This window comes from Pseudonocardia adelaidensis (assembly GCF_039543345.1).
Classification (GTDB): Bacteria; Actinomycetota; Actinomycetes; order Mycobacteriales; family Pseudonocardiaceae; genus Pseudonocardia; species Pseudonocardia adelaidensis.
This window is the reverse complement of the sequence record NZ_BAABJO010000025.1, coordinates 22,836-40,475: the sequence shown is the minus strand read 5'-3', so window position 1 is coordinate 40,475 and position 17,640 is coordinate 22,836. Positions and strand designations below refer to the sequence as shown.

General features: G+C 72.5%; 19 protein-coding genes and 2 pseudogenes. 9 read left to right on the top strand and 12 right to left on the bottom strand.

Annotation, left to right across the window (positions count from 1 at the left end; translation table 11 throughout):
• Window positions 1–19: 19 nt before the first annotated feature.
• Window positions 20–394 (bottom strand): hypothetical protein, encoded by a 375-nt coding sequence (locus ABEA81_RS28300; protein WP_345608936.1) that lies wholly within the window; start codon window positions 392–394, stop codon window positions 20–22.
• Between the two features lie 500 nt (window positions 395–894).
• On the bottom strand, window positions 895–1,089 hold the full coding sequence (locus tag ABEA81_RS28295; protein ID WP_345608934.1) for a helix-turn-helix domain-containing protein: 195 nt from the start codon (window positions 1,087–1,089) through the stop codon (window positions 895–897).
• Window positions 1,090–1,202: 113 nt separating this feature from the next.
• Between ABEA81_RS28295 and ABEA81_RS28290 the strand changes: the two genes are divergently transcribed.
• A complete protein-coding gene (locus tag ABEA81_RS28290; protein ID WP_345608932.1) occupies window positions 1,203–1,421 on the top strand; it encodes a hypothetical protein in 219 nt (72 codons plus the stop codon).
• 349 nt (window positions 1,422–1,770) lie between these two features.
• Window positions 1,771–2,337, top strand: a complete 567-nt coding sequence (locus ABEA81_RS28285) for a hypothetical protein (protein ID WP_345608930.1) — start codon at window positions 1,771–1,773, stop codon at window positions 2,335–2,337.
• 1,845 nt (window positions 2,338–4,182) lie between these two features.
• Here the strand turns inward: ABEA81_RS28285 and ABEA81_RS28280 are convergent.
• From ABEA81_RS28280 to ABEA81_RS28270, 3 genes are all read right to left on the bottom strand, one after another.
• A complete protein-coding gene (locus tag ABEA81_RS28280; protein WP_425570693.1) occupies window positions 4,183–4,773 on the bottom strand; it encodes a dienelactone hydrolase family protein in 591 nt (196 codons plus the stop codon).
• Window positions 4,774–4,882: 109 nt separating this feature from the next.
• Complete coding sequence (locus ABEA81_RS28275; RefSeq protein WP_345608926.1) at window positions 4,883–5,293, bottom strand: VOC family protein; 411 nt, start codon at window positions 5,291–5,293, stop codon at window positions 4,883–4,885.
• Between the two features lie 590 nt (window positions 5,294–5,883).
• Entirely contained in the window at window positions 5,884–6,066 is a 183-nt protein-coding gene (locus tag ABEA81_RS28270) for a hypothetical protein (protein WP_345608924.1), read from the bottom strand.
• A gap of 246 nt (window positions 6,067–6,312) precedes the next feature.
• On the opposite strand from ABEA81_RS28270, the gene ABEA81_RS28265 reads away from it, so the two are divergent.
• Complete coding sequence (locus tag ABEA81_RS28265; RefSeq protein ID WP_345608922.1) at window positions 6,313–7,173, top strand: helix-turn-helix domain-containing protein; 861 nt, start codon at window positions 6,313–6,315, stop codon at window positions 7,171–7,173.
• Window positions 7,170–7,364, top strand: coding sequence for a DUF397 domain-containing protein (locus ABEA81_RS28260; RefSeq protein WP_345608920.1), 195 nt, complete (start codon window positions 7,170–7,172; stop codon window positions 7,362–7,364). The genes ABEA81_RS28265 and ABEA81_RS28260 overlap by 4 nt, the downstream gene beginning before the upstream one ends.
• On the opposite strand, the gene ABEA81_RS28255 is transcribed toward ABEA81_RS28260, so the two are convergent.
• The gene (locus ABEA81_RS28255; RefSeq protein WP_345608918.1) at window positions 7,300–7,974 is read right to left on the bottom strand and encodes a TetR/AcrR family transcriptional regulator; all 675 of its coding nucleotides are present in this window, start codon (window positions 7,972–7,974) and stop codon (window positions 7,300–7,302) included. The two genes, ABEA81_RS28260 and ABEA81_RS28255, sit on opposite strands and share 65 nt — an antisense overlap.
• A gap of 122 nt (window positions 7,975–8,096) precedes the next feature.
• On the opposite strand from ABEA81_RS28255, the gene ABEA81_RS28250 reads away from it, so the two are divergent.
• Window positions 8,097–8,390 carry a hypothetical protein gene (locus tag ABEA81_RS28250; RefSeq protein WP_345608916.1) on the top strand — a complete coding sequence of 98 codons (294 nt, stop codon included), beginning with the start codon at window positions 8,097–8,099 and terminating at the stop codon, window positions 8,388–8,390.
• A pseudogene (locus tag ABEA81_RS28245) lies at window positions 8,354–9,223 on the top strand (alpha/beta fold hydrolase); the annotation flags it as partial. The gene ABEA81_RS28250 and the pseudogene ABEA81_RS28245, both read left to right, overlap by 37 nt.
• Window positions 9,224–9,289: 66 nt before the next feature.
• Here ABEA81_RS28245 and ABEA81_RS28240 read toward each other — a convergent pair.
• From ABEA81_RS28240 to ABEA81_RS28215, 6 genes and pseudogenes are all read right to left on the bottom strand, one after another.
• Entirely contained in the window at window positions 9,290–9,925 is a 636-nt protein-coding gene (locus tag ABEA81_RS28240; RefSeq protein ID WP_345608914.1) for a LysE family translocator, read from the bottom strand.
• A gap of 49 nt (window positions 9,926–9,974) precedes the next feature.
• Window positions 9,975–10,292: a TfoX/Sxy family protein gene (locus tag ABEA81_RS28235; protein WP_345608912.1), complete on the bottom strand. Its 318-nt coding sequence runs from the start codon at window positions 10,290–10,292 to the stop codon at window positions 9,975–9,977.
• A gap of 40 nt (window positions 10,293–10,332) precedes the next feature.
• Entirely contained in the window at window positions 10,333–11,223 is an 891-nt protein-coding gene (locus tag ABEA81_RS28230; RefSeq protein ID WP_345608910.1) for an aminoglycoside phosphotransferase family protein, read from the bottom strand.
• Window positions 11,224–11,446: 223 nt separating this feature from the next.
• Window positions 11,447–12,046: pseudogene (locus ABEA81_RS28225) on the bottom strand (dihydrofolate reductase family protein).
• Window positions 12,047–12,082: 36 nt separating this feature from the next.
• Complete coding sequence (locus tag ABEA81_RS28220; protein ID WP_345608908.1) at window positions 12,083–12,871, bottom strand: SDR family NAD(P)-dependent oxidoreductase; 789 nt, start codon at window positions 12,869–12,871, stop codon at window positions 12,083–12,085.
• Between the two features lie 79 nt (window positions 12,872–12,950).
• A complete protein-coding gene (locus ABEA81_RS28215) occupies window positions 12,951–13,391 on the bottom strand; it encodes a hypothetical protein (protein WP_345608906.1) in 441 nt (146 codons plus the stop codon).
• A gap of 140 nt (window positions 13,392–13,531) precedes the next feature.
• On the opposite strand from ABEA81_RS28215, the gene ABEA81_RS28210 reads away from it, so the two are divergent.
• The 3 genes from ABEA81_RS28210 to ABEA81_RS28200 are packed head-to-tail and all read left to right on the top strand — an operon-like array spanning window position 13,532 to window position 17,637.
• Window positions 13,532–13,729: a MerR family transcriptional regulator gene (locus ABEA81_RS28210; protein ID WP_345608904.1), complete on the top strand. Its 198-nt coding sequence runs from the start codon at window positions 13,532–13,534 to the stop codon at window positions 13,727–13,729.
• Between the two features lie 18 nt (window positions 13,730–13,747).
• Window positions 13,748–16,471, top strand: coding sequence for an ATP-binding protein (locus ABEA81_RS28205; protein ID WP_345608902.1), 2,724 nt, complete (start codon window positions 13,748–13,750; stop codon window positions 16,469–16,471).
• Window positions 16,468–17,637 carry a pyridoxal phosphate-dependent aminotransferase gene (locus ABEA81_RS28200; protein WP_345608900.1) on the top strand — a complete coding sequence of 390 codons (1,170 nt, stop codon included), beginning with the start codon at window positions 16,468–16,470 and terminating at the stop codon, window positions 17,635–17,637. The genes ABEA81_RS28205 and ABEA81_RS28200 overlap by 4 nt, the downstream gene beginning before the upstream one ends.
• The last annotated feature ends 3 nt before the right edge of the window (window positions 17,638–17,640 follow it).

Genomic DNA, 17,640 nt, shown 5'->3' with positions numbered 1-17,640 from the left:
GTGGCAACGTCGTTGCAGCTCATCGGGCACCACCCCTCACGACAGCGTGCGGCAGCGCGCCGGCCACCGCGGCCACGGCGGCAGTGGCCAACGCGCGGCCGAGGACGCCGGCCCGGTCGGCCTCCAACGGGGTGCCGTCGAACGAGCCCTCCGGGCGCACCATCGGCTGCCGGGTGCCCAGGACGCGGGTCAGGCTGGCGTCGAGGATCTCGACCTGCATGAGCACGACGGCACGCCACGGGTCGCGGTAGTGGTCACCCTCGTGGACGAGCACCGGCTCGAGGCCGTCGCCGCGGACGCGGACGTGGCAGTGGCGCGGGTCGCACCAGGTCGGGTGCGCCACACCCGCAGGGACGGGGTGTGCCGGCACAGCGGAGTCGGGAAGGATGGTCATGGGTCAGCTCCTTGGTAGCTGATCAAGTCCCCGGGGCCGGTGTTGGTCGCACCGCCCGGGGGCGTCTGACGGGAGGATGAGGACCTTCGCCTAGCAGGGCGGGCCGCGGCCGGTGTGTGCGCGGTGTGTGCGCGAACGGACCGGACAGGCCCGGATCCGGGCGTCACAGGCCGACAGCCGATCAGGCCGCTGAGCTGGGGCAACAGTCGCGGGCGTCATCACTCGGACTCGCCCGTCACGGACTCGCGGGAGCTTTTAATCCGCGGGTTCAGGGTTCGATCCCCTGGGGGCCCACCACGTACCAGCCGGTCAGACCCACTTTCCCAGGTCACCAGTGGATCATCGAAGATCGTTTCCCCCTCGAATCCCCTCCATTGGCGGGGGCGGGAAGGGCGCAAGAAGCGGCCCGCTGCGCGAGGAGGGGGTTCGGCAGCGGGCCGCACACACGCGGTGGGCACAACGGCGTGTAAGCGCTTACTCGCCAATCGGGGGCACCAGTGTTACTCGCCGCCCTGTTCCCGTAGCTCGCGCATCTGGCGCCGGAGGTCTTCCAGGCTCCAGCGCAGGTGCCCCGTGGGCAGCTTCAGCGTCGGCTTCAACAGGCCGTCGCGCGCGTAGCGGGCGAGCGTCCCGCGGGAGATGCCGAGGTGCTCCGCCGCCTGCGCGGTGGTGAGCAGCTTCTCCGGGCGGTCCACTCCTCGACGGTAGGTGCACCAACCAGCACGAACGGCCCTGCCAGCACGTTCAGTACGTTTTGCCCATTCGGACGTGTTGGCTCAGTTGTCCGTTTCGGAGTAGCGTCCGCACCGTGGCGCAGCGGACATGGGTGGAGTTCGTCGCGGAGCTGGCGAGGCGGTGGGACGTGATTGAGCGGTTGATGGCGGACCACCGCTCGAACGCCGCCGGGTTGTGCGTCGAGTGCACGACCCCGGGCCGCGGGACGCCGCGGGAGTCTTGGCCGTGCCCGCTGTGGACGCTCGCCGACGCAGCGCGCCAGATCCGCGTGCAGCAGAAGCTCCGGCCGTAGCCGCCTGGCACGGATACCCCGATCGGGCCACTCGCCGACCATTGATCGCAGCATGTAGCCACCTCACCGCATTGGGTGATCAGCGCATGCCGGTACGGGCGATCCTGATGTTGGCGATTCGATCACGCGTGGATCGGGCAGCGGGTGATATCTGCGACCGCGACCACCGGGCGGCTCGCCGGCCGCATGCGCCGTCTTGCGGGCAACGCGCCGGCGAGTCGCGGTGAGCGCTCCGGGCACGTCGCCCGGTGGAATCCGTAGCTTCCCGGTGGGTGGCGTCCCGGCGCGGCGGGTACGTCACCGCTCGTAGCGCTGACGAGGGCGTCCGCCAACGAAGGGGTGTGTCGAGATGACCGAGCGCAACACGTTCATCCGTAGCCTGCACGATCTGGGTCTGGCCGCCTGGTTCGGGGGCTCGCTCGCCGGCGCGGTCGGGATCAACGGCGCCGCCGCCGACGTCAGCGACACCGCGCAGCGGCTGCGCGTGGCCAACGCCGGATGGGCGCGCTGGACGCCGGTGAACCTGGCCGCGATCGGGGTGCACCTGATCGGGGGCACCGGCCTGTTGCTGGCGAACAAGGGCCGGGTCGCCACCCAGCGAGGTGTCGGTGCCTCGACGATCGCGAAAACCGCGCTGACCGCGGCCGCGCTCGGTGTCACCGCCTACAGCCGGGCGCTGGGCAAGAAGCTCGAGCAGGCCGGGGATGTGCCGGTCGAGGGCGGGACCGACCCGTCGCCCGACACGCCGGCCGAGGTCGCCAAGGCCCAACAGCAGCTCAACGTCTGCCAGTGGCTGATCCCCGCGCTCACCGGCGGCATCGCGGTGCTCAACGCCGTGCACGGTGAACTGCAGCGCCCGAGCCAGCAGCTGCCCGGCATCCTGGCCAAGCCCGCCCGACTCTTCGGCGCCGCCTAACGGCAGCGCGGCGACCAAGAGCAGATCGGCGCGGTGGCCCGGAAGCCCCGGTCGACCAATTCCGGCGCGGCGGTGTGGCTCGGGTTCTGGCGGGTGGAGCCGCCCTTCCAGCCCCGCTGATCCAGGAGCGACCTGCCGGGTGTCCGATACCAGGGGCCAGCTGAAGCCGTTGCTGCTCACGGTCCTGGGCGGGGTGCTGTGCGTGGTTGGTGCTGGGTATCTCCTGCTGGTCCGAATTGCAGAGGGGGCACACGCCGCTGACAACGAGGCTTCCGTCATCGCCGGCCTCCTCGCGGTCGCCGGCGCCGGTGGGGCGGCAAGTCGGGGGAGCGTCGGCTGAGGCCGGGCATCCGGGCGTGGTCGGTGCCTTGTCGTTTCGACGACCCTCAACGGGCCGCGCCGGCGTCGGGGCTACTTCCTGAGCACTACTACTTCAGTTGTCAACGAATGGAGGACCCGGGTGGCAGCATGGGGCCAAGGCATGCGCGTACCGCAGTGAAGTACAGCAACGCCAGCTGCCGAGGACCGCTGAGCCGATCTCGACATGCTGCCTGAACTCGTACGAACCCATCCGATGCTTGATCGCCACGAGTTCACACCGAAGAGGTCGTAGGTGAGCCGAACCGGTCGCCGCGCGCTTGCGAGGCTCGACCACGACCGCGGTGGCTCGGATCGCGGCCGCCGCCTCCCATCACCTCCGCGGCGGGCAGCTCGCCGGACCGGATCAGCCTGGGCCCGACCAGATGATGCCTGGTGCGGCAGTCGAGTCGGACTCCTCGCCGGGCGAAGTCGCAGTGTCAGGTCGCGCCTGCGGCAGGGGTGCCTGCAGGGTGGTTCCCGGGCAACACGGATCAGCGTCATTGGCACCGCGAGCGGACAGAGGTCCGCAGCGCATGATCACGCCCACGGCTATGTCCACGCTTACCGCCGATCAGTGCATGGCCTCACTCATCACCGTCGACCAGGTGAACGGGATCTGAGCAGCAGGAATGACCTTGCCGGATCAGCGGTCAGTAGCGTGTCCAAGATCCGTCAGGTCGTGGGTTCGAGTCCCACCGGCCCCACGTCGCTGCAGGCCAGAGCATCTCGAGCAGCGACCAGCAACGCCGGGAAACCAGCAGCGATCTTGTCGGGGTGAGAGTCCTCGGCGGGATCGGCTTCCTGCTCCTTGTGCTCGCCGTCGCGGGTTGCGGAGGTGGAACGACGGGTTCCCCGGCCACTGGTGCTGGCCTACATTCACGATCGTTGGTGTCGAGGCGTCCGGCTTCGGTGGCGACGTCGAGGGTTGCGATCACGGTGGCTGCGTTGAGCAGTGGCCCGACGCACGGTGCGCCGACCAGAGCGGGCCGCTGACCGCCCTGCCGCAGCCGCGCGCGCCCTGCACCGCGAGCAGACCCGGCGACCGGACCCGATCCCTAGCCAGCGGGCAGCTGTCGAGCCACCCGCCCCGCAGCAGCGCCAGACCCCGCCGGCACGCACAGCTGCGCGGCGGCCGGACGGCGCTCAGCGGGGCGGGTCGAGCCCGCGGCGCAGCATCTGGGAACGGCTCATCGGGAAGGCATGACGGCGGATCGAGCGCGGATCCTCACCGATGAGGCTCGATCTCGTGCGGGGTCAGCGCAGCGGATGGCACGAGGACCGCTTGTGGCGCGCCTGGACAGCTCCGTAGTTTTCCAACCTCGGCTTCGGGTGTTCGTGATGTTCGTCCACCGTTCGTGATCTCCAGGTCCAGCGCTGCTTAACCGCCCTTGTCGGGGACGTTCGCGATGTCCGCAACGGAGGGCTGGGAAGCCGGCAGTCGGGGACCTGCAGGTGGCGGCACGGGTCGCCAGTACGCGGGCCTATTCACAGCGGCATGTGACGTACTTCGTCGAGCAGTGCGTGCACGTGGCGCCAGGTGCGGTCGGTGGCGATGGCGTCGTAGTCAGGCAGAGACGGGTCGCTGTAGAAGTGTCCGGCGCCGGGATAGGTGTGGAGCGTCGCCTCAGCGCCGGCGTCTACCGCGCTGGCGCGGAAGGCAGCCAGCTGGTCGGGCGGGGCAAATCGATCGCCGTCGGCAACGTGAGCTTGGACAGGCTTGCCGGCGCCGACGCCGCCGGGCACGGGGGTGGTCGCGTGGAGCAGGAAGACGCCGGACGCCGCCAGCCTTTCCGGCCACAGGCTGCCCACGACGCCCACTCCCATCGAGAAGCCTCCGAGAACACTGCTGGGGGGCAGGTCGCGGACGGCAGCGCGCGCACGCGCCACGATCGTTTCCCAGCCGATGCGGGCCATGAGCGCGAACCCATCTTCCAACGTCGGCGCTGAACCCTGCTCGGCCGCCGCGGCGCCGGCGAACAGGTCGGGTGTGACGACTCGGTGACCGGCGGCTCGGAGGCGATCGGCCGCGAGCAGCTCCACCTGTCGCAGACCGAACATCGAGTGGAACAGGACCACCGTGACAGGTCCTCGCGCGCCGACATTCATTCGAGGCTCCCTGCGGCCGCCCGCTCACGTGATCGTGAGCGAAGAGGACGAGGCATGAAGCGGAGGTAGACCATGGCTGTCAGCGGATCGCCTGCCCGAGCCCCAGGAGGTTGCCCTCGCTGTCGCGGAAGAACGCGCCACGCTCGCCCCTGCCCTTGCTGGCATAGTTGTCAGGAACAGTGACGATGTCGTTCTCGACGTCGAAGCCGGCGATGTCGAAAGCCTCGAACTGCACCCCGCGGGCGCGCAACTGGGCCACGACCTCGTCGATGTCCGCCACCTCGAAGCCGATCTGCGTCGAGGTGCCCGAGGCTGTCCCGGACGAACGGAAGAGGTGGAACTCCGTCGTCCCGCACACGTAGCGGAGCCCGCCCTCGCGCTCCTCCACGGCCTCGAGGCCAAGACGGTCGCGGTAGAACCGCCGTGCTCGGTCCAGGTCCTGCGCCGGGAGCTTGGTGATGGCGTGCGCGGAGTCGAGCGGCCCACCCATCGCGTGCCTCCTCGTCGTCGTATCCAACAGGATGATGTGGAGACCGCGCTCAGCGTCGATCCTCATCGGTCGTCGAGGACGCCGGTGTGGTGGCGTGGTCCGCGTCCACCGACGTGCGACACCTGCGCCGCCGGGCCGTCGGAGGTTAGCGCGGCGGGCAGCACTGCCTGGCCCGAGGGATGATGCAGGTGCTGATCGCCACGAGAGATGACGGTGGCGGTGACTGCGAAGGTCCGCCGTCGGCAGCCACTCCAGGCGCCGGATACGTGGGTGCGGTTGCTCTGACCGAGAATGCGCAACCGAAACCGGGAGGTCATCGGGCTCCTGCGGCGGCGATCAAGGGGAAATGGTCGCCCCCGGAGATCGTTTGACGACCATCTCGCCTTGATCGATGAAAGCCCCTCGCCCCATCAGCGCTCCTGATCGATACGGGGGCGCCACGAGCGCCCTCCCGCGGTCCCTCCGGGTGATCTCGCGCTGATCACCACCGCGGCGATCGATCCGGCATGCGCCCGGCGCGCCCTTCCCGGGGCGCCGAGCCCCACCTCGCAACGCTCTCCCAGGTCGTCGAGCGGCCGGCGTGCGGCGGGTCAGGACCAGTCGTCGTGGAAGCGGTCCAGTCGCATGAGGGCGCGCTCGCGCTCCTGCACGTCGCGTCGGGCGGCGGCGATGCGCCGCCATGCCGACTTGCGGGCCTGGGCGTCGAGGTAGGCGATCAGAACTGCCAGGCCGACGAGGATGGTCGGGCCACCGAGGACGATTGCAAGGTTCATTGCTGCCCCCGTTCGGGTTCGGGCGACACGCCGACCGGTTGGCGGGCGTGGGCACCGCAAGGTGTAGCTTGCGCTATGCGCCTTGCCGCTGCAATATGGCGGCTGGGATTCCCACATAGAACACCCGGGCAGCCCATCCCTGAAGAGGAACTCGACGCATCTTGCACACGAGCACCCCCGTTCGGCCGCTTCTACCCCGGGACGGCCACGAGGACCATGGCCGTCCTCGCTGGCCGGGAGACCCCCGTGGCGTCCTCTGAGGGACCGCTGCTGCACCGCCGCAGGCTCGGGGCCGAGCTGCGGCGCCTGCGGGGCGACCGGACGCTGGAGGAGGTCGCCGAGGCCACGCTGATCAGCACCTCGAAGCTGAGCCGGCTCGAGAACGGGCAGGGTGTGCCGCTCCCGCGGGACATCCGCGACCTCGTCACCTTCTACGAGCTCGACCCGCCGTCGGCCGATCGCCTGCGCCGGTGGGCGAGTGCCGGGCGCAGCCAGGCGTGGTGGCGGGAGTACACGGACGCACTCCCTGCCGGTGCCGACACCTACGTCGACTACGAATCCGGCGCCTCGACGATCCGCAGCTTCGCCGCGGCGGTCGTGCCGCCGCTGCTGCAGACCGAGGCCTACGCCCTCGAGCTCTACAAGGTGCTGCCGGCCGTCAAGTCCGATGACTCCGCGCGACGGCTGTTGGAGGTGCGGGCCCGCCGCCAGCAGTTGCTCGTGAAGTCCGACGACGCCCCACAGCTGATCTTCTTGCTCGACGAGGCGGTGCTGCGGCGGCCGGTCGGCCCGCCGGACGCCTTCCGCGAGCAGCTCGACCACCTGCAGGTCGTCTCCCGGCAACGCAACGTCTCGCTGCGGGTCGTGCCCTTCGCCAGCGGCCCGCACCCCGGGATGCTGGGGTTGTTCACGATCCTCCACTACGCGGACGACCGCGACCGCGACGTCGTCGCCGCCGAGTCGCACACCGGCGAGCGGTTCCTCGAGCAGCCGTCGAACGTGCTCCAGTACCTCCGGATCTTCGACGCGATCACCCGCAAGGCACTCGACCACGACGAGTCCCGTGCGCTCATCGCCGACATCAATTCCCCGAAAGGCATGCCGTGATCTCGCACGACCGTTTCCGCAAGAGCAGCTTCTCCGGCGCCACCGGCTGCGTGGAGGTGCGCCTCCTCCCCGACGGCCGGATCGCCGAGCGCGACAGCAAGCACCCGGGGTGCACCCCCCACCACTTCACGCCGACGGCCTGGAAGGCCTTCCTGGCGGGCGTCCGGGCCGGCGAGTTCGACCGGGAGTAGCCCGCGTGCGGAGGCCGTCGGCGATGACGTCGGTGGCGGTCTCCAGCAGCTCGCGCAGCTGTGCGTGGTCGCGGCGCAACGCGTCAGGTCGCCAGGCGAGGCTGATGATGCCGTTCCACGCCGCCCACAGGACGGTGGCGACGTGGTCCGGGTCGACGGCGCGCAGTTCGCCCGCCGCGATGCCGCGCCGGATCGCATCGACGAGCCGCTGGTTCTGCTCGTCGACCGAGCGGGCCAGCCGCTCGGACAGCTCCCGGCCCGCGGCGTACCGGCCCGGTGGGTCGGGGAAGGCGAGCATCCTGAAGTGGTCGGGGTGTGCCAGGTAGAACGCGAGGTACTGCTCGGCCGCGGCCTGGATCTGCTCGACCGGTGAGCCGGCGGACCCGTACGTCAGGTCCATGAAGTCGCGGTCGGCCTGGAGCGCACGCTCGACGAGGGCGGCGTGCAGCCCGGCCTTGGACCCGAAGTGGTTGTAGATCGACCCGACGGCCACGCCCGCCGACTCGGCGATCTGCTCCACGGTCACATCGTCGACGGAGCGGTCCCGGAAGAGCGCCTCCGCCGCCTGCAGCAGCGCGGTCGTGGTCCGTTCCTTCCGCTGATCGGCCACGCGCCCCACCCTTCTTGCAACCGTTGTAAAAACTGGCTACCGTCCGATCATGGCCGACTGGCCGAGCGTGCACCAGCAGGTGGTCGATCTCTTCGCGAAGGGATGGGACCGCCCCGGTCCGCATGCCTGCCGTCTGGCAGGACGGCGCCCGCAGGCTCCTCCGGCTCGCCCCCGACCTGCGGGGCGACGTGGTCACGTGGGCCGGGCACGACGACGTCGTGTTCATCGACGTGCGCCTGCGCGCCACGGTGGGCGGCAAGCCGCTGGTCTTCCGCAGCTTCGACCAGCTGCTGATCAGCCCGGAGGGGCGCGTCCTGCGCCGCGAGGCCTTCTTCGACCCCACGCCGGTGGCGCTCGCGCTGCTCCTGCGCCCGGCGGCGTGGCTGCCGGCGGCCCGGCTGCTCCTGGGCCGGTGACCGCGGCGGACGCCGAGACATGGCGCGACCCGCGGCTGGGCCCGGCACACGAGGTGCGGCTGCCGGCCGGGCCGATCCGCTACCACGACGCCGGGCGCGGCCCGGTCCTCGTCTTCGTCCACGGCTACCTGGTGAACGCCAACATCTGGCGCAAGCTGGTCCCGCTGCTGGCGGGCGGGTACCGCTGCATCGCGGTGGACTGGCCGCTGGGCTCGCACCCGGTGCCGATGGCACCCGGGGCCTACCTGTCGCCGCCGGGCGTCGCCCGGCTCGTCGGGGACTTCCTCGACGCGCTCGACCTGCACGACGTCACGCTGGTCGGCAACGACTCCGGCGGGGCGTACGCCCAGATCGCCGCCACGGAGCGACCCGAGCGGATCGCGCGGCTGGTGCTGAACTCCTGCGAGACGCCCGACTGCTCGTGGCCGCCGGGGCCGGGCGGCTTCGGGCTGCTCAAGGCGGCCGCCCGGCGGTCGGCCGCGCGGTGCGTGGCCGCCCGGCGGTCGGCCACGCACCGCGCGCTCTACCAGCCCTTGCGGCTGCCTGTGACGTGGCGGCTGCCGAACACCTACGGCTGGCTCGCCAAGCGGCCGATCGACGCGCAGGTGATGCGCATTTACGTGCGGCCGGTGCTCACCCGTCCGGCGATCCGCGACGACGGGCGCAAGGCGATCTGCGCCGTCTCGCCGCATTTCACGCGGGCCGCGGCCGCGGAGCTGCGGCGGTCGTTCGGCAAACCGGTGCTCCTCGCCTGGGCCGGGCAGGACCGCGTCTTCCCGCTCGAGCACGCCGAGCGGTACGCGACCGCGCTCGGCGCCGAGCTGCGGACGATCGCCGACGCGTACACCTACACGGCCGAGGACCAACCGGGGCGCACGGCCGAACTGCTCGATGCTGGCTCAGTCCTTCCGCCCCGTCACCGCCACCGTGACGCCGAGCCCGATCATCGAGAGCCCGCCGACCCTGCCGACAGCGGCGAGACGGCGGGGGGAGCGGGCGAACCAGTCGCGGGCCACGGACGCGCCGAGGCCCCACGCGCTGTCCGAGGCGAGGGCGATACCGACGAAGATCAGGCCGAGCAGCATCATCTGCCCCACGACGTGGCCGAGGCCCGGGTCGGCGAACTGCGGCAGCACCGCCGCGAAGAACACGATCGTCTTCGGGTTGGCGACGCCGACCGCGAAGCCATCCCACAGGGTGTGGAGGCCGCCCCGCGGCGGCTCGCCGCTGATCGCGACCGGGAGCGATCCGCGCTGCCGCCACGCCTTGATGCCGAGGTACACGAGGTAGGCGGCTCCGGCCAGCTTCAGCACGGTGAAGGCGACGGCCGAGCGTTCCACGACGGCCCCGACCCCCAGCGCCACGGCTGTGACGAGCACGTAGGCCCCGATCGCGTTGCCCACGACCGAGCTGAGGGCGGCCCGCCTCCCGTGGGCGAGGGCCCGTCCGACGGTGAACAGCACACTGGGGCCGGGCACCACGATGAGCAGGAACGACATCGCCGCGAAGGCGAGCAGACGGTCGGCGGACACCATGCCCCCATGTGAGCACGTTCCGGGCTGCAGCGGCACCCCGCGAGGCGGGTCAATCCTCCGTGGCCGCCGCCACGGCGTCATCGAGGAGCTCGCGCCAGCGCTCCACCCCGGTCGGTGGCACCGCGACCCAGTTGCGCATCGCGCGCGTCCCCATGAGCGGGGTGCTCGCCTCGCCGGACGCGAGCAGCCTCGCGGCCAGGTCCGGACGCAGCCGGAGGGCGAGGTGGTCGTCGTGGAAGAAGGCGACGTTGCGCCCGTTCGCCATCAGGCAGTCGCGCCCGAACATGGATCGCCGCCCCGCGTCCGGTCGGGTCAGGTGCTCCGCGGCCAGCTCCTCGAAGCACTCGCGTGCGGTCCGACGGCTCACCGGGTCCTCCTGCGTCGCTACCTCGACCGGGTACGCGGTCTCACCGGGTCCCGCGGTGTTCGGCCAGGACCTCCTCCGCCACGCGGGCGGACTCCTCGGCGACCCACTGCCCCGCGTACGGGTTGTCGATCGTGATCAGAGACTTCCACAGCGCCCAGCCCCGGGCACGGGCCCACATCGCGTCGTCGGCCGGCATCAGCCGCCGGAACTCGGCGCGGCTCTCGCCGTCGAGCAGGGTCCAGGCGATCACGAGGTCGCAGGCCGGGTCGCCGACGCCGGACGTGCCGAAGTCGATCACGGCGGCCAGGTCTCCCTCGTCGTCGAGGAGGAGGTTGCCGGCCGCGACGTCGCCGTGGAACCACACCGGTGGGCCGGTCCGCGTGGCCTTCAGCGCGGCCTGCCATACCTCGGTGGCGGCGGCGCCGTCGATGCGCGAGCCCAGTGCGGCGATCGCCTCGTGCGTCTCGGCGTCGTAGACGCTCAGTGATCCGCCGCGGTGGAAGCAGTGCGCGCCGGCCGCCGGGCCACCGGTCGCGTCGGCCCCCTGCAACGCGACGAGGAAACCGGCGAGGTCGCGGGCGAACGCGGCGAGGTCGCGGATCCGCTCGCGTGAGCTCACCCGCCCGTCGATCCAGCGCCGCACCGACCACGGCCACGGGTACCCACCGCCCGGCGCCCCCAGCGCCAGCGGAACGGGAACCGGGAGCGGGAGCCGCGGCGCCAGCCGGGGCAACCAGGTGTGCTCCTTCTCCACGCTCGCCACGTACGCCGCCGCGCTCGGCAGCCGCACGGACATCGCCTCGCCGAGGCGGAACGTGCGGTTGTCCCAACCCGGCTGGTCCACGGGGACGACCGGGAGATCGGCCCATTCCGGGAACTGCGCGGCCACCAGCCGTGCCGCAAGGGCGGCGTCGATCTCGTCGCGGTGCATCGCGGGCCATCCTGACCGGCCGTGGTCCGCGTTGCGACGGGATTTCGGGTTCCCGCACAGGTCGTGCACAGCCGGGCGAGAGGCGGCCGACAGGTACGCCGAGCAGGGTCGTCGGTGCCGGGTTGCCGAGGACACGTCGCGTCCGGGGCTGGGGGGCCCGGACGCGGCCCGGAAGGGACCCGCCGGCAGCGTCGGGGGCACCGGCGGGTCCCTGCGGGGGTGATCACCGTGCGCGGTCGTAGACCACGGCGATCTCGCCCAGTGCGCCGGTCTCCTGGCGGCTGAGCGTCCACCTCGACGCCGGCAGGCCGTCCTCGAACAGGCGGCCCCCACCCCCGACGATCTCGGGGAGGACCAGGAGGTACAGCCGGTCGATCAGGTCCGCCGACAGGAGCGCCTTGATGACGGTGGGGGAGCTGTTGACGAGGATGTCGCCCTCACCGGTGGTCTTGAGGTCGGTGACGACGTCCGCGGTGGGGGCGTTCACCACGCGGGTGCGTTCCTACGGCGCCTCGGTCAAGGTGGTCGACAGGACCACCTTGTCCGTGTTCACCAGCCACTTCGCGTAGCCCCGATCCCGTGGGTCGGCGTTCTCGTCTCCGGCCACCGACGGCCAGAAGCCCATGAAGCCCTCGGCGTTGACCCGGCCGAGCAGCGCCGTCGTCGCGGTCTCCACCATGCGGGTCATGTGGTCCCGCGCCACGTCGGTGGTGACGTACGGGACGAAGGCGCCGAAGTCTGCGGGGCCACCCGGGCCGTTGTAGTGCCCGTCGAGGGTGAGGGCGAGGTTCGCGGTGACCTTGCGGTCGGTCGAGCTGGTCATGTCTGTCATTCCTTTCCTACGGGGAGCGTCGGTTTCCTAGCTCGGGAACATGCCGCTCGTGACGTTCACGAACGTGCCGGTGATGGCCCCGGCGCCGTCGGACGCGAGGAACGCCGCCGTGGCGGCGACCTGGGCGAGGGTGGGGGAGCGGCGGGTCATCCGCATCCCGTCGAGGTGCTGGAGGAGGCCCTGGAACGCCGCGTCGTCCATGGCGGGGCCACCGGTGACGGCGGCGAGCTTCTCCGGGGAGAGCGTCTCGGGGAGCCCCGCCGTCCAGATCCCGAGGACGCGGACGCCGCTCGGCCCGATCTCCGCCGCCAGGTTGCGGACGAGCGTGTCCGTGGCCGCGTCGGCCGGGCCGGTGCCGCCCATCATCGCGCTGCCGACCGCGGAGCCGCTGTCCAGCGCGAGGATGACCCCCGAACCCTGCTTCACCATGTGCCGGGCGGCGGCGCGCGCCGAGATGAAGTTCGCGGTGGCCCGCGTGACGACCGGCCGGGTGAAGTCGGCCGTGGTCATGTCGATCAGCGGGATGCCCTGCACGTCACCGGCGCCGATCAGGTTGAACGAGATGTCGATGCTCCCCGCCGTCTCGACCACCGACCTGGCGTGGTCGTCGACGGCTTGCTCGTCGAGTGCGTCGAGCACGGCGATGTCGGCCCGCCCGCCGGCCGCGATGATCTCCTTCGCAACCCGCTCCAGGCCCTCCTCGGTGCGCCCGACGAGGAAGACCCGGGCGCCCTCGCGGGCGAACGTGGTGGCGACGGCCGAGCCGATCGACCCGCCCGCTCCGTAGACGACGGCGTTGCGGTTCTCCAGCAGCATGGTGTTCCCCTCAGCTCGTGGTGATCAGAACGCTATGGGCGTGCGCGCCGGCGGGAATCCGTATCGGTATCAGTACTTGTCATGCCGGCGGCTGGGTGCCCGGGAGCCAGCCCTGGCCGTCGCACGTCTCGCACCTGCGCAGCTGGGTGAGCGTGCCCGCGCCGGCCACGCCCAGGTACGCGCGCCCGCAGCAGGTGGCGCCGTGGCCGGAGCAGCCCGGGCAGACGGTCCGGCCCGCCTGCAGGATCCCGATCACCCGCCGGGCACTCTGCTCGTCGAGGGCCTGCCCGTACGCGAAGCCGCCACCCGGGACCTCGGCCTGCCAGAACACACCGTCGCCGCCCCACGGGGTTCGGGGGCCGCGGCGGCGGTCGATGCCGAGGTAGCGGGGCCACGCGGTGGCGCCCGGGGGATCGGCGCACGGCGGCTCGGCGCTGCCGGTGTGCACCCACGCGGGCTTCGGCCGCTCCCTGTCGTACCTGATCGACTCCCCGCAGAACTCGCACTGCAACGGGCCCACCTCATCTCCACGTCGACGTCGAGGGCACGATGCTAACCGAAAACGCGACAGAGATACACAATGACCGTCATAGATGCCTATCGATGGTCTCACGCGCCAGATGTCCTCAGAGGCTGTTAACCAGCGCATACGGTGGTCTCATGCCGTCAGCGCGCCTCGTCAGCACGGGCGATCTCGCCCGCGCCCTGGGACTCAGCGTGCGGACGATCCAGCGGTATCGGAACGAAGGCCTGATCACGCCCGAGGTCATCACCAAGGGCAAGCACGCACGCTGGGACGTCGACCGGGTCAAGGCAGAGCTGCGGGAGCTCGCCGAGCAGGATCGGGACGACGCCTGACCCGGATAGGGTGACGGCATGCTGCGGGGTCGGCGCGCCGAGCAGGAGCGCATCGACGCCCTCCTCGCCGCGGGGCGGGACGGGATCAGCGGGGCGCTGGTCGTCCGCGGCGAGCCCGGGATCGGCAAGACGGCGCTGCTGGAGTACGCGGGGCAGCGGGCCGACGGCATGCGGGTGCTGCGCGGGGCCGGGATCGAGTCCGAGGCGGAGCTGCCCTTCGCGGGCCTGCACCTGCTCCTGCGTCCCGCCGCGGACGCGCTCGAGGCCCTCCCCGGCCCGCAGCGGCGGGCTCTCGCGAGCGCGTTCGGTCTCGGCGACGGCGACGGGGGCGACCGGTTCCTGGTGGGTGCCGCCGTGCTGTCGGTGCTGGCCCAGCTGGCCGAGACGCGGCCGCTGCTCTGCCTCGTCGACGACGCGCAGTGGCTGGACCGGCCCTCCGCGGAGGCGCTGCTGTTCGCCGCGCGGCGGCTCGACCGCGAGGGCGTGGTGGTGCTGTTCGCGGTGCGCGAGCACGCCGGCGGGCTCGCGGCGGCCGGCGTTCCCGAGCTCCCCCTCGCCGGGCTCGACCCGGACAGCGCAGGGGCGATGCTCGACGACCTCGGCGCCGCGCTGCCCGCCGACCAGCGGGAGCGGCTCATCGCCGAGACCCACGGCAACCCGCTCGCACTGCGCGAGCTCCCCCCGCTGATCGCGACGCAGGGCGCCCACCTCGGCGTGATCCCGCTGACGAGCCGCGTGCTCGACGCCTTCCACCACCAGGTCAGGGCGCTCCCGCAGGCGAGCGGGCGGATGCTGCTCGTGGCCGCGGCCGACGACACCGGGAGCGTGCCGGTCCTCCTGCGGGCGGCAGGCGCCCTCGGCCTCGGCGCCGCGGACCTGCAGCCCGCCGAGGCGAGCGGGCTCGTGTCCGTCACGGCGGGCGGGCTCGCGTTCCGGCACCCGCTGATCCGCGCCGCCGTGTACCACGGCGCGCCGCTGGGGCAGCGGGTCGCGGTGCACGCCGTGCTCGCCGAGGCGCACGCCGACGACGCCGACCGGCGGGCCTGGCACCTCGCGCTGGCCGCCACCGGCGCCGACGAACGGGTGGCGGCCGACCTCGAACACGCCGCCGACCGGGCACGGGCCCGCGGTGGGCACGGCGCCGCAGCGGCCACCTACGAGCGCGCGGCGGCGCTGAGCGCCGACCGGGCGGCCGCCGTGCGCCGGACCGTGCTCGCCTGCGAGGCCGGGGTGCACGGGGGCAGGCTGGAATGGGCGCGGGGTCATGCCGAGCGGATCGCCCGCGACGTCACCGACCCGGTCCTCCTCGCCCGGCTCGCCGCGGTGCGGGCGGGCGCCGACTTCGCGCAGGGCGAGCTGACCCGCGCGCACGCCCTGCTCACCGACGCCGCGTTGCGCGTCGCGGGCGACGACCCGGAGCGGGCCTTCTGGATGCTCATGCAGAGCCTGCACGCGGCCTGGGCGGCGCCCACCGACGAGCAGCTGATCGCCGCCACCGTCGACCGGTTCGACGCACTGGGGCTCGACCCGGACGGGCCGCTGATGGGGGTGGCCTGGCTCGCGCGGTGGGCCACCGCGCTCGTGCTGGACCGCGACCCGGCCGGCTTCCCCGCGCTGGACACCGTGCTGTCCCGCGCCGGGGAGGCGGGTGCGGCCGCCGGTCCCCGGGCCCTCCTCGAGGTGGCCAGCCGGGCGTTCGTGGCCGCGCGCGACGAGGAGTGCGTCGACATCGCGTCCGCGCTCGTCGCGGATGCGCGCGAGCGCGGCACGGTGCACGCGCTGCCGGGCGGGCTCGGCCTCGCCACGCTCGCGCAGGTCGTGCTCGGCCGGCACCGCGAGGCGTGGATCAGCGGCAGCGAGGCCATGGAGATCGCGCGGGACACCGGCCAGCCGATCTGGGTGAGCTACGCCGCCGGTGCGCTGGCCTACCTCGCCGCCGTCGAGGGCGACGGGGACCGGTGCCGCGAGCACGCCGAGCTCGCCGCCCTCGACGGCCGCGCGCCCGCGAGCGCGCTGTCCGGAGCGTCGTGGGCGCAGGCGGGGCTGGCGCTGCTCGACCTCGGGGACGGGCGCGTCCAGGGCTGCCTCGACCGGCTGCAGGCGATGGCGCACGGCCCGGGCCGGCACCTCGCGGCCGTCGTCCGGAGCGTGCCGACCGAGATCGAGGCGGCCGTCCGGCTGGGCCGCCCGGCGGACACCGCGGGGCCGCTGGCCCTGCTCACGCGCTGGGCCGCCGTCATGCGGCAGCCGTGGATCGACGCGCTGCTCGCCCGCTGCGAGGCGCTGACGGCGCCGGACGCCGACGCGGACCGGCACTTCGAGCGGGCACTGGCCCTGCACGCCACCGCGAGCCGCCCGTTCGAGCACGCGCGCACCGCGTTGCTCTACGGCGAGTGGCTGCGGCGGGCCAGGCGCAAGAGCGACGCCCGGGTGCAGCTCTCCGCGGCGCTCGCGACCTTCGAGGAGATCGGGTCCACGCCGTGGGCGGCGCGGGCGCGGGCCGAGCTGGGCGCGTCCGGCGCGCGGACGCCGCAGCCCGCACCGTCGCCGGTGTTCGGCGGGCTCACCCCCCAGGAGCTGCAGATCGCCCAGCTCGCCGCTCAGGGGCTGTCGAACCGGGACATCGCCGCCCAGCTCATCCTCAGCTCACGGACGGTCGCGTACCACCTGTACAAGGCCTATCCGAAGCTCGGGATCAGCTCCCGCGCCGAGCTGATCACACTCTCGGGAGGGGCGCGATGAACCGCACCAGCGCGAAGGCGGGGCTCTTCACCGAGTCGGTGATCCGGGAGACGTTCCGGCTGGCGGCCCAGCACGGCGCGATCAACCTGGGGCAGGGCTACCCGGACTTCCCGTGCCCGCAGGAGATCAAGGACGCGGCGTGCGCCGCGATCCAGGCCGACGACAACCAGTACCCGATGACGTTCGGCACGCCGCCGCTGCGCGCGGCCATCGCCGAGAAGACCGCGCGGACCTACCCGGGCTGGACGATCGACCCGGATGCCGAGCTGTGCGTCACCTGCGGGGCCACCGAGGCGCTGGTGGCCGTTGCGTTCGCGCTGCTCGATCCCGGGGACGAGGTCGTGCTGTTCGAGCCGTGGTACGAGAACTACCGGCCGGACGCGATCCTCGCCGGTGCCGTGCCCCGCACCGTGCGGATGCACGCGCCGGACTGGACCTTCGACGAGGCCGAGCTGCGCGCGGCGTTCGGCCCGCGCACGAAGGCGGTCTTCCTCTGCCACCCCAACAACCCGACCGGCAAGGTCTACACGGCCGAGGAGCTCGCCCTCCTGGCCGAGCTGTGCCAGCGCTGGGACGCCGTGCTCGTCGTCGACTCGATCTACGAGCACATCCACTACCTCGGCGCGGGCCGGTACCTGCCGCCCGCGCTGGTGCCGGGGCTCGAGGACCGGACGGTCACCGTCAACGCGCTGTCCAAGACCTACGCCGTCACGGGGTGGCGCGTCGGCTGGACGGTGGCGCCGCCCGACCTCACCGCAGCGATCCGCAAGGTGCACGACTTCCTCACGATCGCAGCGCCGGCGCCGATGCAGGCCGCGGGCGTCGCGGCGATGGGGTTGCCCGACGGCTACTACGCCGACGTCGCCGCCCGCTACCTGGAGCGGCGGGACCTGCTCTGCGCCGCGCTGGAGGACATCGGGTTCGGGCTGCGCCGCCCGGACGGCTCGTACTACGTGCTCTGTGACATGTCGCCGGTGGACCCGGCAGGCGACGGCGTCGCGTTCGCCCATCGCCTGATCACCGAGATCGGCGTCTCGTGCGTGCCCGCGGTGTCGTTCTGGAAGCCGGAGAACGCGGCGGCCGGGCGCAGCATGATCCGCTTCGCCTTCCCGAAGCGGCCGGAGACGCTGCACGCCGCGGTCGAGCGCCTGAAGGGTCTCGGATAGCCG

Bases quoted from the DNA above. Each gene is read 5' to 3' on its own strand.
- ABEA81_RS28200 (WP_345608900.1), top strand. From the start codon at position 16,468: ATGAACCGCACCAGCGCGAAGGCGGGGCTCTTCACCGAGTCGGTGATC.
- ABEA81_RS28240 (WP_345608914.1), bottom strand. From the start codon at position 9,925: ATGGTGTCCGCCGACCGTCTGCTCGCCTTCGCGGCGATGTCGTTCCTG.
- ABEA81_RS28210 (WP_345608904.1), top strand. From the start codon at position 13,532: ATGCCGTCAGCGCGCCTCGTCAGCACGGGCGATCTCGCCCGCGCCCTG.
- ABEA81_RS28220 (WP_345608908.1), bottom strand. From the start codon at position 12,871: ATGCTGCTGGAGAACCGCAACGCCGTCGTCTACGGAGCGGGCGGGTCG.
- ABEA81_RS28275 (WP_345608926.1), bottom strand. From the start codon at position 5,293: ATGGGTGGGCCGCTCGACTCCGCGCACGCCATCACCAAGCTCCCGGCG.
- ABEA81_RS28270 (WP_345608924.1), bottom strand. From the start codon at position 6,066: ATGAACCTTGCAATCGTCCTCGGTGGCCCGACCATCCTCGTCGGCCTG.
- ABEA81_RS28250 (WP_345608916.1), top strand. From the start codon at position 8,097: ATGCCTGCCGTCTGGCAGGACGGCGCCCGCAGGCTCCTCCGGCTCGCC.
- ABEA81_RS28285 (WP_345608930.1), top strand. From the start codon at position 1,771: ATGACCGAGCGCAACACGTTCATCCGTAGCCTGCACGATCTGGGTCTG.
- ABEA81_RS28230 (WP_345608910.1), bottom strand. From the start codon at position 11,223: ATGCACCGCGACGAGATCGACGCCGCCCTTGCGGCACGGCTGGTGGCC.
- ABEA81_RS28205 (WP_345608902.1), top strand. From the start codon at position 13,748: ATGCTGCGGGGTCGGCGCGCCGAGCAGGAGCGCATCGACGCCCTCCTC.
- ABEA81_RS28300 (WP_345608936.1), bottom strand. From the start codon at position 394: ATGACCATCCTTCCCGACTCCGCTGTGCCGGCACACCCCGTCCCTGCG.